We start from the raw sequence: 15176 nt of genomic DNA on the forward strand, positions 1-15176 counted from the left end.
GAGCAGTGCGACGGGTTCTGGGGATCGGACCTGCGGTAAAGTCTCAACCGGTGAGCCCCCTGCGACCCGCCGACCTCGCACGCGAGCACGGCATCTCGACCCAGGCGGTGCGCAACTACGAGCGGCATGGATTCCTCCCTCCCGCCGAGCGCACCGCCAGCGGCTACCGGCTCTACACCGAGGCGCACGCGGCAGCGCTCCGCGCCTACCTCTCGCTCGTCCCGGCCTACGGGTACGCGGCCGCCGGCCGGATCATGAGCGCACTCAACCGGAACCACCTCGACGAGGCCCTGACGATCGTCGACCGGGGCCACGGTCAGCTGCTGCGCGACCGGGACACCCTCGACGCCGTACGTACGGCGCTGCAGCACCTGACGGCGGAGTCCGGGGCCGTTGCGGCTCCCGCCCCGGACACGGGGACCCGCACGGTCGGCGAACTCGCGCACCGACTCGGCGTGACACCGGCGACCGTGCGCAACTGGGAGGACGCGGGCATCCTCACCCCCGCGCGGGACCGGGCCACCGGATACCGGATCTTCCATGCCGACGACATCCGCGACGCCGAACTCGCGCATCTCCTGCGGCGCGGGGGCCATCCGCTGGACCACATCGCCACCGTGGTCCAGCAGATCCGCACGGTCGGCGGCACGGACGCACTCGCCGCCTCCCTGGAGGCCTGGCAGCGCAGACTCACCGCGCAGGGCCTCGCCATGCTGCACGCGGCCACGCACCTCAGCGCGTACCTGACGCACCTCGGCGGCGAGGACCAGGCCGACGCCCGCTGAGCGGGCCCGCATCCTCCCGCTGGGCCGGCCCGCCGTGGCAGCTGCCCGGAACCGTTCAGGCGGTGGTGGCAGGGCCGGTGAAGTAGTGCCCCTCGTCGAGGTCTTCGAGCAGATCCGTGTGGGTGGGCTTCCAGCCCAGCAGTTCGCGGGTCAGGTTGCCCGACGCGGGGATGTCGAGACCGAGGAGGGCGCCCAGCCAGGTGAAATGGGCGCCCGCGGCCTCGGGTGCCACGGAGACCACCGGCACATCGAGGTGCCGGCCGATCACCTCGGCCACGTCACGGATGGCGACGCCCTCCTCGGCCACACCGTGCAGCACCGAACCGGCCGGGGCCTGCTCGACCGCGAGGCGGAACAAGTGCGCGGCGTCGCGGCGGTGGACGGCCGGCCAGCGGTTGACGCCGTCGCCGATGTAGCCGGAGACGCCCTTGTCGCGGGCGACGGCGACGAGCGCCGCCATGAATCCGTTGTCCCCGTCGCCGTGGCAGGTCGGCGAGAGCCGCACCACGGAGGAGCGGATGCCGTGCGAGGCGAGTGCGAGCACCTCCCGTGCCGTGGCCGATCGGATCGTGAACGGCGCGAAGTCGTGCGTGGGCATGTCCAGCTCGGTCGCCACCCGCCCGGGGGCGAGGCCCGCCAGGCCGGAGGCGATGACGAAGGGCCGGTCGGTGCCGGCGAGTGCCTCGCCGAAGGCGTCGATGGCGCGGCGGTCGGCCTCGGCGGCGCCTTGGAAGTCGCCGCTGAAGGCGATGTCGTGTTTGAAGGCGAGGTGGATCACGCCGTCCGACGCGGCGGCCGTGTCCCGCAGGACGTCGAGGTCGTCGACGGTGCCGCGGACGACCTCCGCGCCCGCCGCGGTGAGCGCGGCGGCGGAGGCGTCGGAGCGGGCCAGCCCGACGACCTGGTGTCCCGCCTCGATCAGGTCGGGGACGAGGGCGGATCCGATCCAGCCGGAGGCGCCGGTGACGAAGATGCGCATGGGAGACCCCAAAGAGTCGACGATGTCAGTGACTGTCATAGACGGTACACCTGATGACAGCCCCTGTCATCAGTGGGATGTCAGCCCCTGTCGTCGCGTAAGATCTCCGTATGGGTAGATGGGAGCCGGATGCGCGCGGACGCCTGGCGAAGGCCGCACTGGCGCTCTACGCCGAGCGCGGGTACGAGCAGACCACGGTGGCGGAGATCGCCAAGCGGGCCGGGCTCACCGAGCGGACCTTCTTCCGGCACTACGCCGACAAGCGCGAGGTGCTGTTCGCCGGCTCCGGTGAGCTGGAGGGACGGTTCGTGGGGGCGGTCGCCGGCGCGCCGACGTCCGCGCCGCCGCTCGACGCGCTGACGCTCGGGCTGGACGCCGTGGCCGAGATGTTCGCCGACCAGCGTGAGTTCGCGAGTCGGCGGCAGGCCGTGATCACGGCCAACGCGGAACTGCGGGAGCGTGAGCTGATCAAGCTCGCTTCGCTGGTGGCCGTGCTCACGGACACCCTGCGCAGCCGCGGTGTCGCTGAGCCGGCCGCGAGCCTGAGCGCCGAGGCGGCGGTCGCCGTCTTCAAGGTCGCCTTCGAGCGCTGGATCGCACCGGACGAGGAACGCCCGCTGGCGCAGCTGACCCGGGAGGCGCTGGCCGAACTGAAGGCTGTGACCTCGGGCGCCTAGGGCCTGTCCGACGGGTCCTGCCGGGCACGCGGGGTCTGGCACGCACTCCCCCAGAGGGCTCACGCGGGGCCGGGTTCGCTGATCGCGACGGGAGCGATGGTGGGGCACGGTGAGGGACCCGCTCAGACCGTGCCGCAGTCTGGTTGTGCAGGGGTACGTCCTCCCGGGCCGACGGCACGGCCGGGAACTCGCGCACGACACCGCCCCAGTTGTGCAGCGCCCAGGTGAGGTCGCCGGTCTCGGCGCCGGTGCCCGGTTCCCCCACCCCGCGGTCGGCGAACATGTCGGAGCCGCGGCCGATGCCGGAGCTGTCCGGGTGGCCATCCCGGGGCCGCCCGCGCGGCTGGCCGAGGTGACCTTGCAGAGCTGGATCCAGTGGAAACTCCGCAGTCTCCGGTCCGGGAACGACACGAAGCTCTTGCGGTAGGAGGCGTGCCACCAGCCGGTGTGCCGTCGCCGCAGGGGCGGGCGCGGCCTCGCTGATGCGCCGGGGGTCGGCGAGGACCTCGTCGTGGACGAGGGCGGTGAAGCGGATCCGGTTGGCGCCCGGCTCCTGGTAGACCATGCTGCCCAGCAGTCCGTCCCCGAGGAACGGGCCCTCGCGCCAGAGGGTCGGCAGCCTGGTCCACACGAGATCCTGGCCGCGCACGAATCCGTCCCAGGCGCGATCGGAGGTCATGGTGTCGTGGAGCCTCCAGGGACGTCCGATGTCTTCGCCCCGTGGAGCCGGCGCAGCCGGACGGCTCCGTAGACGCGGACTGTGCGGCGCGGGCCGGTCCGGGCAGCGCCGCCACCGCCGCTTCCTTCGGCCGTCATGACTCGTCGACACCTCCGACGTCTGGGAGGTGATGGGGAAGTCCGCCGGGCGATCGCCGGCCCAGGCGGCGGCGTGGGCGGCCGCACGTTCCGATAACGATCCCTCGACAATGCGGATGCGCATTCATGGAACGTACATACGATCCTGCGCATGAACAGAGCTGTGAAGATCGGCCTCGCCGGTACATGCACCGCGCTGCTCGTCCTCGGGGGGATTGGTACCTACAACATCGTGCATGGCCTGGCCTCCGATTCGTCGGGTGACGGCAACTCCCAGGACGCGCACGGTTTCGACCCTTCCGCGGTTTCGAGCACGCCCCCGTCGGGAGCCGAGGCGAAGAAGCTGACACGCGCGTTCCTGGACAGCTGGTCCCGGCAGCATCTGGACGGCGCGGCGAGCGACACGGACACACCGGACACCGCCCAGCCGGCGCTGCGGGACTACGCGGCCGGCCTGCGTCTGAAGAAGCTGACGTTCGATCACATCCTGGCCGTGGGGCCCTCGTCGGTGACGCCGGGCGCGACCAAGGTCACCTTCGACGTCACCGCCCAGGTCGCGGGCGGCACCTGGAACTACTCCAGCGCCGTGGCGGTGCTGAAGAGCACCGACGGCCAACTGGCCGTCCACTGGAACAACTCGGTGCTCTATCCGGGCCTGGGTGACAGCCAGTCGCTGACCGCGGGCAAGCTGCCGGCCGGTGCGGACGACGTGAAGGTCGTCGCGAGCGACGGCAGGACCGACCTGTCCACGTTCCCGTCGCTGCGGGACGTCGCGGCGACGATCGGCAAGAACGCGAAGCCCACGGGGGGCAGTCCAGGAACGGGCGTGGCCGTGGTCGACGGCGACGGCGCGGGCGTGGAGACGGTGAAGGTCTTCGCCAAGGGCCGGCCGGCGGTCATCAGGACCACCCTCGACGCCGGCCTCCAACGGGTGGCCGAGCGTGCGGTGCAGGACACCCACCTCCAGCAGAAGCCCGCGGGGACCGTGGCGCTGGACTGGCGCACCGGCCACATCCTCGCGATCGCGCACTCGGGCGACGACGGCGACATCGCCCTCGACGGCATCAAGTCCCCGGGCTCCACGATGAAGATCGTCACCGCGGCGGCCCTCTTCGACAAGGCGGGCCTCACGCCGAGCAGCCCGGCGCCGTGCACGGACTCGCTGATGGCCAACAGCCAGTTGTTCCACAACGACTCCGGTGTGCGGGCCGACCCCGGTGCCTCCCTCGCCCAGGCCTTCACGGTGTCCTGCAACACCTCCTTCATCAAGGACGGCTTCCACCACCTGGTGCACGACGGCGACGCCTCCGCGCTCAACGACGAGGCGGTGAACGTCTTCGGGATGGGCAGCTGGTCCATCGGCGGCGGCGTCGCCACCACCGACCCGAGCATCCCGCCGGACGTCCAGGGCGGCGACCAGGCGGCCCAGTTCATCGGCCAGGGCAAGGTCACCGCCACGCCCCTGTTCATGGCGTCCGTCGCGGCCACCGTGCGCAACGGCGGCTTCGAGCAGCCGATCATCCTGCCGGGGCAGCGCCAGGACACCGCGCCCCGGCCCGTCTCCGCCCGCACGGCCGGCTATCTGCAGTCGATGATGCGCGCTGTGGCCACGAGCGGTACGGCCGCCCCGCGACTGGGCGGACTGGTCGGTGTCGGCGCCAAGACCGGCACGGCCGAGGAAGGGGACCACACCAACGGCTGGCTGACGGCCTACAACTCCCGTATCTCGGCGGCGGCGCTCGTCGAAGGAGGCAGCTCCGGCGTGGACTCCGCGGGCTACGTCGTACGACAGCTGCTGACCGGCGGCTGAGCACCGACCCCGCGGCGGACGCCGAAGGCGGTCCGATCCCGCGCACGCAAAAGGAGTTGAGGCCTGCGCCGTGATCGGGAAAGGTCCGCTCCCATGGAGTTCTTCTGCTACCACCGCGACCGGCCCGGCTCCCTGTCCCTGCGCGACGAGCTGGTGGAACGCCACTGGGCCTACATGGACCGGTACGCCGAGGAGATGATCGCCCGCGGCCCGACCTTCGCCGGTGACGGAGAGACGCCCACCGGCAGTGTGCACATCGTGGACCTGCCGGACTCCGCCGCCGCGCGGGCCTTCGCCTTCGACGAGCCCACCTACCAGGCGGGCGTCTACCGGGACGTGCTGCTGCGCCGCTGGCGCAACCTGCTGGGGCGCACCATGTGGGACTTCCCCGGCGGCGCGAGTGAGGGCGAGCGGTATCTGGTGCTCGGTCTCGGCGCCGGGCGGCCTGCCGACGCCGATCTCACCGCGCTGCCCTCGCGACGCAGGGACGAGCTGATCGCGTACGGGCCGCTGCTGTCCGACGACGGGGCGGCCTGGCTCGGCACGGCCGCACTGCTCCGGGCGCCGGACCCGGACACGGCACGAACCGTCCTCACCCCGGACCGGTACGCGGACATCGAGGTCCACGCCTGGACGTTCGGCGGCCGGCGGTGACGCACGGGTCGCGGTGGACGAGCCGGAATGCCGGTCGCCTGCTGCCGGTTGCCCCGATATGAGCATCGGCGTAGCGCTCTCCTTGCACCACCCGATCGACACCACCGTACGGCTCGCGCGCGAGGCCCATGCGGCCGGGCTGCGCTCGGCGTGGTTCGGGCAGACCTTCTCCTACGACTCCCCGGCCCTGGCCGCGATCGTCGGCCGCGAGGTCCCCGGACTGCACGTCGGCACCGCGGCGATCCCCGTCTTCGGCCGTCATCCGCTGCTCGTCGCCGCCCAGGCCCAGACCGCCCAGGCCGCCACCGGCGGCCGGTACCACCTGGGACTCGCGCTCGGCACCAAGCACCTGACCGAGACCGGCTTCGGCATCCCGCACGAGCGTCCCGTCGCCCGGCTCCGCGAATTCCTCACCGCTCTGCGGCCGGTGCTGGAGACGGGCAGCGTCGACTTCCACGGCGAGCTGCTGACGGCCGCCACCCCGCTGCCGGCGGCCGTACCGGGCGCCGAACCGCCGGTGCCGATCCTGGTCGCCGCCATGGGTCCGCAGGCGCTGCGCGTCTCCGGCGCGCTCGCGGACGGCATCCTCCCGCTCCTGGCCGGCCCGCGCGCCCTGGCCGAACACATCGTTCCCGCCGTCACCGCCGCGGCCGAGGCGGCGGGCCGGCCCGCGCCGCGGATCGTCGCCCTCGTCCCCGGCGTGGTCACCGCCGACGTCGAGGCGGTACGCCGCACCGCGACCGACGCCCTCTCCTTCTACGAGCAGTTCCCGTCCTACCGGCGCGTCATCGAGCAGTCCGGCGCCACCCGGGCCGCCGACCTCGCCGTCGTCGGAGACGAGGAGACCGTCGCCGCCGAGGTGCGCCGCTACCGTGACGCCGGAGCGACCGAGGTGGTCTTCACCTCGACCGACCTGGGCGGGGAGGCGGATCAGCGCCGCACCTGGAAGCTGCTCGGCGAGCTGGCGGACGGCTGACCCGCCCGGCCTCAGGACGGCGGCCGGACGAAGTGCGTGACCGGGCGTTCGAGGCGCTCACCGTCCACCGTGATGTCGACGGCCTCGTTGTAGAAGGCGAGCAGCCCCTTGATCGCGCCCACCGCGGGCAGCGGTTCGGGGTAGCTCCACAGGACGTCGGACGGGACGTCCGCCGCGCCGGGCGCGTCCTGCCCGCCGTGCCAGGACCAGTACGCGGCAGTGCCCTTGTAGGGGCAGCCGGTGTGCTGCTCGGTGGGGCGGAACAGGTCCAGGCGGACGTCCTCGCGGGGCAGGTAGTAGCGGGTCGGCAGGCCGGTCTCGAAGAGGAGCACCGGGCGGTGGGTGTCGGCGACCACCCGGCCGCCGATCTCGACGACGACGTGCCGGCTGCTGGGCAGGGCGTCGACCCGTTTGTGCGGGTCGCGGGGGTGGACGAAGATCTCCTCTTCCTCCTCGTACCAGTGGTCCAGGCCCCTGCCGGTGCGCCGGAACCACTCGAAGGCGATGTGGTCGGCGAGGTCGGCGGAGGGAAACGTCCAGGCGGCGTCGGGCAGCAGCTCGCCGTCCAGCTGGAGATCGTAGAAGAGCGTCGATCCGGTGTGGCTTCCGGTCGGCGGGTCCTTCGCGGGGCGCAGCAGCTCCGTACGGACCTCCGCGCGCGGGAAGGCGTACAGCGGCACGGGGACGCCGGGCTCCCACACGAGGACGGGGTGGCGGCTGTCGACGACGGTGACATCGCCCTTGCGGCCGCGCACCCAGCGCTCGCTGGGTTCCCAGAGCAGGCCCTCGGGGGTGGTGCGCAACGGCTGGGCGGTGCTGAGGGTGGTCATGTCCAGGTCTCCTCCTCCCGCCTCCATGCTGGCGCGGACGGGAGCCACGTGCCAGATCGCACCGGGCGGCGGGGCGGCGAGCCGACACGGCTGTACGGGCCGATTGGCGCCACGGACTATGCATGGCCATACGGAATGATGCATACTCTTCCTATGTCCAAGGTCCTCACTTCCCTTCCGGTCGGCGAGCGCGTCGGCATCGCCTTCTCCGGCGGCCTCGACACGTCGGTCGCCGTCGCGTGGATGCGCGACAAGGGTGCCGTCCCGTGCACCTACACCGCCGACATCGGCCAGTACGACGAGCCCGACATCGCCTCCGTACCCGGCCGTGCGACGGCCTACGGCGCCGAGATCGCGCGCCTGGTCGACTGCCGTGCGGCTCTCGTCGAGGAAGGGCTGGCCGCGCTCTCCTGCGGCGCGTTCCACATCCGCTCGGGCGGGCGTGCCTACTTCAACACCACGCCCCTCGGGCGCGCGGTCACCGGCACCCTGCTGGTCCGGGCGATGCTGGAGGACGACGTCCAGATCTGGGGCGACGGCTCCACCTTCAAGGGCAACGACATCGAGCGGTTCTACCGCTACGGCCTGCTCGCCAACCCGCACCTGCGGATCTACAAGCCCTGGCTGGACGCCGACTTCGTGACCGAGCTGGGCGGCCGCAAGGAGATGTCCGAGTGGCTGCTCGCGCACGGGCTGCCGTACCGCGACAGCACGGAGAAGGCGTACTCCACCGACGCCAACATCTGGGGCGCCACCCACGAGGCCAAGACCCTGGAGCACCTGGACACCGGCGTGGAGACCGTCGAGCCGATCATGGGCGTGCGGTTCTGGGACCCCGCGGTCGAGATCCCCGCCGAGGACGTGACGGTCGGCTTCGACCAGGGCCGCCCGGTCACGATCAACGGCAAGGAGTTCGCCTCGCCGGTCGACCTGGTCATGGAGGCGAACGCCATCGGCGGCCGGCACGGCCTCGGCATGTCGGACCAGATCGAGAACCGGATCATCGAGGCCAAGAGCCGCGGCATCTACGAGGCGCCCGGCATGGCGCTGCTGCACGCCGCGTACGAGCGCCTCGTCAACGCGATCCACAACGAGGACACCCTCGCCCAGTACCACGCGGAGGGCCGGAAGCTGGGCCGGCTGATGTACGAGGGCCGCTGGCTGGACCCGCAGGCGCTGATGATCCGCGAGTCGCTGCAGCGCTGGGTCGGCGCGGCGGTCACCGGCGAGGTGACGCTGCGCCTGCGGCGCGGTGAGGACTACTCGCTCCTCGACACCACGGGCCCCGCGTTCAGCTACCACCCGGACAAGCTGTCCATGGAACGGACCGAGGACTCCGCGTTCGGCCCTTCGGACCGGATCGGCCAGCTCACCATGCGCAACCTCGACATCGCCGACTCCCGCGCGCGCCTCGAGCAGTACGCGGGCCTCGGCATGGTCGGCACCGAGCACCCGGCACTGATCGGCGCGGCCCAGGCCGCCTCGACCGGTCTGATCGGCGCGATGCCCGAGGGCGGCGCCGAGGCGATCGCCTCCCGCGGCGAGGCCCCGGAGGAGGACGAGCTGCTGGACCGCGCCGCGATGGAGTCCGGCACGGACTGACACCGCCGCACCGGCCGTCCCCCCTGGACAGCGGGCCCCGTCGGTACCCCACCGACCGACGGGGCCCGCCGTCGTACGGCGCTCGGGCCGGTTCTCGTACCCTGAGTCCCGTGCCGTCCCCCCGCCTGCAGCGCGTCGCCGTCCTGGTGCTCGAAGGTGCCAAACCGCTCGACGTCGGGATTCCCGCGCAGGTGTTCACGACACGGGCGAGCATGCCGTACGAGGTGCGGGTGTGCGGGGCCGCGCCCGGACCCGTGGCGGGCGGCGACGGGCTGTCGTATCACGTCGCCCACGGCCTGGACGAGCTCGCGCGGGCGGACATCGTCTTCATCCCCGGGTACCGGTTCCCGGACCGCGAGGACCCGCCGCCGCCCGTCGTCGACGCGCTGCGCACGGCCCACGCACGGGGCACACGGCTCGCCGCCATCTCGACGGGGGCGTTCGCGCTCGCGGCCACCGGGCTCCTCGACGGCAGGCGCGCGACCACCCACTGGCACTACGCGCGCGCCCTCGCGGCCAAGCACCCCCTCGTCCGGGTCGACGAGAACGTGCTCTTCGTGGACGAGGGCAGCGTGCTGACGTCGGCCGGCGCCGCGTCCGGCATCGATCTGTGCCTGCACATCCTGCGCACGGACCTCGGCGTGGCCGTGTCGAACCACGCGGCGCGACGCCTGGTGGCCGCCCCCTACCGCAGCGGAGGCCAGGCCCAGTACGTGCCGCGCAGTGTGCCCGAGCCGCTCGGCGAGCGGTTCGCCGCGACCCGCGAGTGGGCGTTGCACCGCCTCGGCGAGCCGCTCACCCTCACGATGCTCGCCCGGCACGCGGCGGTCTCGGCGCGCACGTTCTCCCGGCGCTTCGTCGAGGACACCGGATACACGCCCATGCAGTGGGTGATGCGCGCCCGCGTCGACCTGGCGCGCGAGCTGCTCGAACGTTCGGAGCGCGGCATCGAGCAGATCGCCGCCGACGTCGGCCTCGGCACCGGCACGAATCTGCGCACCCAGTTCCAGCGGATCCTCGGCACCACCCCGAGCGAGTACCGGCGCACCTTCACCCGGGGCGAGTAGCCGACCGGCTGGCGAGATCCTTGCGAACCGTGGCGCTCGCGACACTGCCGTGACCGGACGCGGCACGCGACGCTGGTGGGAAACGACGCAAGCGGAAGGGCCCCACTCATGACGCGCATCGCCATCAATGGATTCGGTCGCATCGGACGCAACGTGCTGCGCGCGCTGCTCGAACGCGACAGCGCCCTTGAAGTCGTCGCCGTGAACGACCTCACCGAACCCGCCACCCTCGCACGGCTGCTCGCCTTCGACACCACGGCCGGTCGGCTCGGCCGTCCCGTCACCGCCGACGGGGACGCCCTCGTCGTGGACGGCCGGCGCATCACGGTTCTCGCCGAACGCGAACCGGCCCGGCTGCCCTGGGCCCAGCTCGGCGTGGACATCGTGCTGGAGGCGACCGGCCGCTTCACCTCGGCGAAGGCCGCCCGCGCCCACCTGGACGCGGGCGCGCGGAAGGTCCTCGTGAGCGCGCCGTCCGACGGCGCCGACGTCACGCTCGCGTACGGCGTCAACACCGGCGCCTACGACCCGGCCCTGCACACCATCGTCTCCAACGCCTCCTGCACCACCAACGCGCTCGCGCCGCTCGCCGCCGTGCTGGACGAACTCGCCGGGATCGAGCACGGGTTCATGACGACGGTGCACGCCTACACCCAGGAGCAGAACCTGCAGGACGGCCCGCACCGCGACGCCCGCCGGGCCCGCGCCGCCGCCGTGAACATCGTGCCGACCACGACGGGCGCGGCGAAGGCGATCGGTCACGTGCTGCCCCGCCTCGACGGCAAGCTGTCGGGCGACTCCATCCGGGTACCCGTCCCGGTGGGCTCGATCGTCGAACTCAACACGACCGTCACACGCGAGGTGACCCGCGACGAGGTGCTGGCGGCGTACCGCGCCGCCGCCGAGGGACCGCTCGCCGGCATCCTCGAGTACTCGGACGACCCGCTCGTGTCGTCCGACATCACCGGCAACCCGGCCTCGTCGGTCTTCGACTCGGCCCTCACCCGCGTCGACGGCGGTCGGCACGTCAAGGTGGTCGCCTGGTACGACAACGAGTGGGGCTTCTCGCACCGTGTGATCGACACGCTCGAACTCCTCGCCGGGAGCTGACCACAGGGCGAGAGCGGGCGCGGCCTTGTGAGAAGACCGAGGTCAGCGGCCTGGAGTGGTGTCAACACCCCGTGGCGTACTAGGGAAAGCCCCCCATCCGGTCCGGTGACTGCCCGGCTGTTCCGGCCGCACGCGGGTGCCGAGACTCGACGGCATGACGATTTCCACTCATGCCTCGGTCGAGGCCGGAGCACCGGACACCCCTTCCCGTACGGCCGGTTCCGGAGCGTCCGGCTCTGGAGCCGGCAGCGACTTCGCCCGGCTGTCCCGGCGTGTCGCCGAGGCGGGGCTGCTGGACCGGCGCCCCGGCTACTACACGGCACGACTCGCTCTGGTCATCGGGATGCTGGCGGCGGGCTGGGCGACCTTCCTGACGCTCGGCGACACCTGGTGGCAGCTGGCCGTGGCCGCCTTCCTGGCGCTGATGTTCGGACAAGTCGCCCTGGTCGCACATGACTTGGCGCATCGCCAGGTCTTCCGGCGCGGCCGCCCGAGCGAAACCTGGGGCCGCCTCTTCGGGAACCTCGGCATCGGCATGAGCTACGGCTGGTGGATGAACAAGCACACCCGCCACCACGCCAACCCCAACCACGAGGAACTCGACCCGGATGTGGCCCCGGACATCCTGGTGTGGTCCACCGCCCAGGCCCGCAACAGTCGGGGCCTGGCCCGTCTCATCGGCGGCCACCAGGCATGGCTGTTCTTCCCGCTGCTGACGCTGGAGGGCTTCAACCTGCATGTCTCGAGCGTCCGCGCGCTGCGCTCCGCGTCGATGAAGCACCGCACACTGGAAGGCGTTCTGCTCTTCCTCCACCTCGTGGCCTATGTGTCCGCGCTGTTCCTGGTGCTCTCGCCCGGCAAGGCGATCGCGTTCCTCGCCGTGCACCAGTGCCTGTTCGGCGTCTACCTCGGCTGCACCTTCGCGCCGAACCACAAGGGCATGCCCACGTTCACCGGTGACGAGCGCCCCGACTTCCTGCGCCGCCAGGTCCTCACCTCCCGCAACGTACGCGGCGGCCGGCTCACCGATGTGATGCTCGGCGGGCTCAACTACCAGATCGAGCACCACCTGTTCCCGAGCATGCCCACCCCCCATCTGCGGCGCGCGCAGGTCGTCGTGCGCGCATACTGCGCTGAGGTCGGCGTGCCCTACCACGAGACCGGACTGATCCAGTCGTACCGCGAGGCCCTCACCCATATGCACCGGGTGGGAGAACCGATCCGGCGCCTGCGCAGGGCGGCCTGACCACGGTCCTGAGGGCACGGCGATCACCGGCCTCCGAGGAGGAGCGCCCCGGCGGCGCGGAGGCCGACGCACCGTCATGACGCTGCCGCCCACGCCGAGGAAGGCCGCCACCGCGCCGATCGGTGTGCCGAGCGCGGCGGGCAGGGGGCGGCCCGCGTCCCGGGTTCTGCCGCGCGTACCTCGCCGACCCGGGACGCCGGCGTCACCAACGCCGCACGGGTCGCGCGGACGGCCATGAGTGAACGGGCCTTCACCCGGCGGTTCCGCGCCAGACGGGGGAGAGCCCGGCGGCCTGGCGCACCCGGGCGCGGCTGCTCGCCGCCGGGCCGCTGCTGCGGACGGCATCGGTCACCGAGGTCTCCGGCCGCCTCGGCTACGCCTCTCCCGCCGCACTGACCGCCGCCTTCGCCCCCGCCTTCGGCCTGCCACCGTCCCGCTTCACCACGAGTAACCGCGACGGCGGCAGCGGCAGCGGCGCCGACCGCCGGCCGTGGTGGCCGCGCCGTTCCTGCCCTCACGCCCGGCGAACCGGCGTCCGCGCACCCCGCGTTCCGCCCGGCCTCGGTTCACCATGCCTCTTCCAGCAGGCGCGTCACCGCCTCCGCGTCCGGCACCCGGGGATTGGGGTAGGGCTGGGCGGCGACCCGTTCTGCGACGGCCCGCAGCCCCTCTCGGGGTACGCCGAGGGCGCGCAGTGCGGTCGCACCCGTGTGGCCGCGGGCCAGGGCGCCGACGACCGCCACCGGGTCCCCTCCCGTGACCCGCTCCAGCCGGGCGGCGGCTCGCGGCGCCGCGGGCAGGTTGAAGGCCAGCACATGCGGCAGCAGCAGGGCGTGCAGCTCGGCGTGCGGCAGATCGAAGGTGCCGCCGAGGGCATGGGCGAGCTGGTGGTGCAGGCCCATCCGCGTCTGGGCCAGGCAGAGGCCGGCCAGCCAGGCGGACTGCTGGAGGCGGGCGCGGCCCGGCAGTCCGCCGGGATCGGCGAGCACCTCCGGGAGCACGGTGAGGATGCCGTCGGCGGCCTCGGTCGCCAGGGCGTCGCTCACGGCCGTCGCGTTCGCAGCCCACAGCGCCTCGACCGCATGGGCCAGGGCGTTGAGGGCGCTGGTCAGGGTGAGGCCCGGCGGCATGGCGAGGGTCAGTTCCGGGTCGTGGACGACCGTGCCGGGCGCGATGGCCGGGTCGCGGCGGGTCGTCTTCACACCGTCCTTCGTCTCGCCCAGTACGGGGGTCGCCTCGGAGCCCGCATATGTGGTGGGGACGGCCACCTGTGGCAATCCGGTGCGCACCGACAGCGCCTTGGCGAGGCCGATGGCCGAGCCGCCGCCGATGGCCACCACGCTGTCGGCGTCCGTCGCCCGCACCAGCTCCAGGGCCTCTTCGGTGACGGCGACCGGGGTGTGCACGACGGGCCGGTCGAAGCGCGCCGCGAGGCGGGGGCCGAGGGCCCGGACCAGCTCCTCGGCGGCGGCCCGGGCCGAACCGGTCGCGACGAGCAGCACCCGGCGGGACCCGAGCCGTGCGGTCTCCTCGGGCACGGCGCGGCGGGCACCGGCGCCCACGAGGACGCGGGAGGGCAGCGTCTCGTGGACGGTGACGTGCCCGCCGGCGGCGTCGTCGGGACCGGTCACGACTGTGCTCCCCGCCGGACGGTGACGGGGAAGTCGACGTGACGGAAGGGGTTGGGCAGCCCGAGCTCGGCGGCTCGGACCGGATCGTCGACCTCGGCGAAGGTGCGGATCAGGCTCTCCTTCACGCCGAACACGGCGTCGGAGTCCAGATACGGAGAACCGTCGACGAAGAGGTGGGTGGTCAGGGTGGGGACGCCGGGCGCGGACACCTCGACGTGGATGTGCGCGGCTCGGTACGTATGGCGTCCGGCGGCCTTGAGCAGGGCGCCGACCGGCCCGTCGGAGGGGACGGGGTAGTGGCGCGGCACGATCGTGCGGAACCGGAACCGGCCGTCCTCGTCGGCGGTGAACAGTCCCCGCAGATTGCGCTCGGGAACCTCGCCGGGCCGCTGCACATCGTAGAAGCCCTCGGCGTCGGCCTGCCACACATCGATCCTCGCGCCGGCCACGGGGCGGCCGTCGCCGTCCGTGACCCGCCCGGTGACCAGACACGGCTCGCCGCCCCGACCGGCCTCGTCGATGCTGTCGCCGAGAGCCCGGGGCGGCGAGTCGACGAGATGGAAGGGGCCTTCCACGGTCGACTCCGTGAACTGCTCCTCGGACGGGTGGTTCACGGTCTCCACCAGCATCGACACCCCCAGCACATCGGACAGCAGGATGAACTCCTGCCGGGTGTCGTCGCACTTCTGGCCGGTCTCGGTGAGGAAACGGACACCCGCCGCCCACTCCTCGACGGTGAGTCCGACGTCCTTGACGAAGTCGTGGGCGTGCCGCACCAGGGACGTGAGGATCTCCTTGAGTCGCTCGTCCGTCGCGTCGGCGAAACTCGCGGCGACGATCTCGGCGGACCGCTCCGCCTCGAACAGTCCCGACAGCGGGGCCGTGCCGGAGCCGTGTGTGCGTTCTCCTCGGGAGTGTGTGTCCCGGGTGTGTGCGGCCTGGGCGTGTGCGTCGTCGGTGTGTTCGCTCATCTCTCCTGCTTCCTGTGCGTGA

Annotated in this window: 13 protein-coding genes and 2 pseudogenes; 10 read left to right on the forward strand and 5 right to left on the reverse strand. The window is 72.5% G+C overall.

The window, feature by feature from the left end; translation table 11 throughout:
• The first annotated feature begins 50 nt into the window (after nucleotides 1–50).
• Entirely contained in the window at nucleotides 51–785 is a 735-nt protein-coding gene (locus tag AQI95_RS04440; RefSeq protein WP_067117632.1) for a TioE family transcriptional regulator, read from the forward strand.
• A 55-nt stretch (nucleotides 786–840) separates the two neighbouring features.
• Here the strand turns inward: AQI95_RS04440 and AQI95_RS04445 are convergent, their stop codons facing one another.
• A complete protein-coding gene (locus AQI95_RS04445) occupies nucleotides 841–1764 on the reverse strand; it encodes an SDR family oxidoreductase (RefSeq protein ID WP_067117635.1) in 924 nt (307 codons plus the stop codon).
• Nucleotides 1765–1874: 110 nt separating this feature from the next.
• On the opposite strand from AQI95_RS04445, the gene AQI95_RS04450 reads away from it, so the two are divergent.
• Entirely contained in the window at nucleotides 1875–2441 is a 567-nt protein-coding gene (locus AQI95_RS04450) for a TetR/AcrR family transcriptional regulator (RefSeq protein ID WP_067117639.1), read from the forward strand.
• Nucleotides 2442–2649: 208 nt separating this feature from the next.
• Here AQI95_RS04450 and AQI95_RS50565 read toward each other — a convergent pair.
• A pseudogene (locus tag AQI95_RS50565) lies at nucleotides 2650–3257 on the reverse strand (hypothetical protein); the annotation flags it as partial.
• A 151-nt stretch (nucleotides 3258–3408) separates the two neighbouring features.
• On the opposite strand from AQI95_RS50565, the gene AQI95_RS04460 reads away from it, so the two are divergent.
• The 3 genes from AQI95_RS04460 to AQI95_RS04470 all read left to right on the forward strand — a co-directional run bounded on the left by AQI95_RS04460 (nucleotide 3409) and on the right by AQI95_RS04470 (nucleotide 6697).
• Nucleotides 3409–5067, forward strand: a complete 1659-nt coding sequence (locus tag AQI95_RS04460) for a penicillin-binding transpeptidase domain-containing protein (RefSeq protein ID WP_067117644.1) — start codon at nucleotides 3409–3411, stop codon at nucleotides 5065–5067.
• A 93-nt stretch (nucleotides 5068–5160) separates the two neighbouring features.
• Nucleotides 5161–5721 carry a YciI family protein gene (locus AQI95_RS04465; protein ID WP_067117647.1) on the forward strand — a complete coding sequence of 187 codons (561 nt, stop codon included), beginning with the start codon at nucleotides 5161–5163 and terminating at the stop codon, nucleotides 5719–5721.
• A 58-nt stretch (nucleotides 5722–5779) separates the two neighbouring features.
• Nucleotides 5780–6697 carry a TIGR03564 family F420-dependent LLM class oxidoreductase gene (locus tag AQI95_RS04470; protein ID WP_067117650.1) on the forward strand — a complete coding sequence of 306 codons (918 nt, stop codon included), beginning with the start codon at nucleotides 5780–5782 and terminating at the stop codon, nucleotides 6695–6697.
• Nucleotides 6698–6708: 11 nt separating this feature from the next.
• On the opposite strand, the gene AQI95_RS04475 is transcribed toward AQI95_RS04470, so the two are convergent.
• Nucleotides 6709–7527 (reverse strand): DUF427 domain-containing protein, encoded by an 819-nt coding sequence (locus AQI95_RS04475; RefSeq protein ID WP_067117654.1) that lies wholly within the window; start codon nucleotides 7525–7527, stop codon nucleotides 6709–6711.
• A 153-nt stretch (nucleotides 7528–7680) separates the two neighbouring features.
• On the opposite strand from AQI95_RS04475, the gene argG reads away from it, so the two are divergent.
• The 5 genes and pseudogenes from argG to AQI95_RS44455 form a co-directional block, all read left to right on the forward strand.
• Nucleotides 7681–9129, forward strand: a complete 1449-nt coding sequence (gene argG, locus AQI95_RS04480) for an argininosuccinate synthase (RefSeq protein ID WP_067117657.1) — start codon at nucleotides 7681–7683, stop codon at nucleotides 9127–9129.
• 110 nt (nucleotides 9130–9239) lie between these two features.
• Entirely contained in the window at nucleotides 9240–10196 is a 957-nt protein-coding gene (locus tag AQI95_RS04485) for a GlxA family transcriptional regulator (protein WP_067117660.1), read from the forward strand.
• Nucleotides 10197–10304: 108 nt separating this feature from the next.
• On the forward strand, nucleotides 10305–11306 hold the full coding sequence (gene gap, locus AQI95_RS04490) for a type I glyceraldehyde-3-phosphate dehydrogenase (RefSeq protein ID WP_067117663.1): 1002 nt from the start codon (nucleotides 10305–10307) through the stop codon (nucleotides 11304–11306).
• A gap of 154 nt (nucleotides 11307–11460) precedes the next feature.
• A complete protein-coding gene (locus tag AQI95_RS04495) occupies nucleotides 11461–12552 on the forward strand; it encodes a fatty acid desaturase family protein (protein ID WP_067117665.1) in 1092 nt (363 codons plus the stop codon).
• Between the two features lie 167 nt (nucleotides 12553–12719).
• Nucleotides 12720–12992, forward strand: a pseudogene (locus AQI95_RS44455) (helix-turn-helix domain-containing protein); the annotation flags it as partial.
• Nucleotides 12993–13118: 126 nt separating this feature from the next.
• Here AQI95_RS44455 and AQI95_RS04500 read toward each other — a convergent pair.
• Both AQI95_RS04500 and AQI95_RS04505 read right to left on the reverse strand, forming a co-directional pair.
• Nucleotides 13119–14183 carry a maleylacetate reductase gene (locus tag AQI95_RS04500; protein ID WP_067117668.1) on the reverse strand — a complete coding sequence of 355 codons (1065 nt, stop codon included), beginning with the start codon at nucleotides 14181–14183 and terminating at the stop codon, nucleotides 13119–13121.
• Nucleotides 14180–15154: a dioxygenase family protein gene (locus AQI95_RS04505; RefSeq protein WP_079071045.1), complete on the reverse strand. Its 975-nt coding sequence runs from the start codon at nucleotides 15152–15154 to the stop codon at nucleotides 14180–14182. The genes AQI95_RS04500 and AQI95_RS04505 overlap by 4 nt, the downstream gene beginning before the upstream one ends.
• Between the last annotated feature and the right edge of the window lie 22 nt (nucleotides 15155–15176).

It is taken from the genome of Streptomyces yokosukanensis, assembly GCF_001514035.1.
Taxonomy (GTDB): domain Bacteria; phylum Actinomycetota; class Actinomycetes; order Streptomycetales; family Streptomycetaceae; genus Streptomyces; species Streptomyces yokosukanensis.

Bases quoted from the DNA above. Each gene is read 5' to 3' on its own strand.
- AQI95_RS04445 (WP_067117635.1), bottom strand. From the start codon at position 1,764: ATGCGCATCTTCGTCACCGGCGCCTCCGGCTGGATCGGATCCGCCCTC.
- AQI95_RS04450 (WP_067117639.1), top strand. From the start codon at position 1,875: ATGGGTAGATGGGAGCCGGATGCGCGCGGACGCCTGGCGAAGGCCGCA.
- AQI95_RS04460 (WP_067117644.1), top strand. From the start codon at position 3,409: ATGAACAGAGCTGTGAAGATCGGCCTCGCCGGTACATGCACCGCGCTG.
- AQI95_RS04465 (WP_067117647.1), top strand. From the start codon at position 5,161: ATGGAGTTCTTCTGCTACCACCGCGACCGGCCCGGCTCCCTGTCCCTG.
- AQI95_RS04470 (WP_067117650.1), top strand. From the start codon at position 5,780: ATGAGCATCGGCGTAGCGCTCTCCTTGCACCACCCGATCGACACCACC.
- AQI95_RS04475 (WP_067117654.1), bottom strand. From the start codon at position 7,527: ATGACCACCCTCAGCACCGCCCAGCCGTTGCGCACCACCCCCGAGGGC.
- argG (WP_067117657.1), top strand. From the start codon at position 7,681: ATGTCCAAGGTCCTCACTTCCCTTCCGGTCGGCGAGCGCGTCGGCATC.
- gap (WP_067117663.1), top strand. From the start codon at position 10,305: ATGACGCGCATCGCCATCAATGGATTCGGTCGCATCGGACGCAACGTG.
- AQI95_RS04495 (WP_067117665.1), top strand. From the start codon at position 11,461: ATGACGATTTCCACTCATGCCTCGGTCGAGGCCGGAGCACCGGACACC.
- AQI95_RS04505 (WP_079071045.1), bottom strand. From the start codon at position 15,154: ATGAGCGAACACACCGACGACGCACACGCCCAGGCCGCACACACCCGG.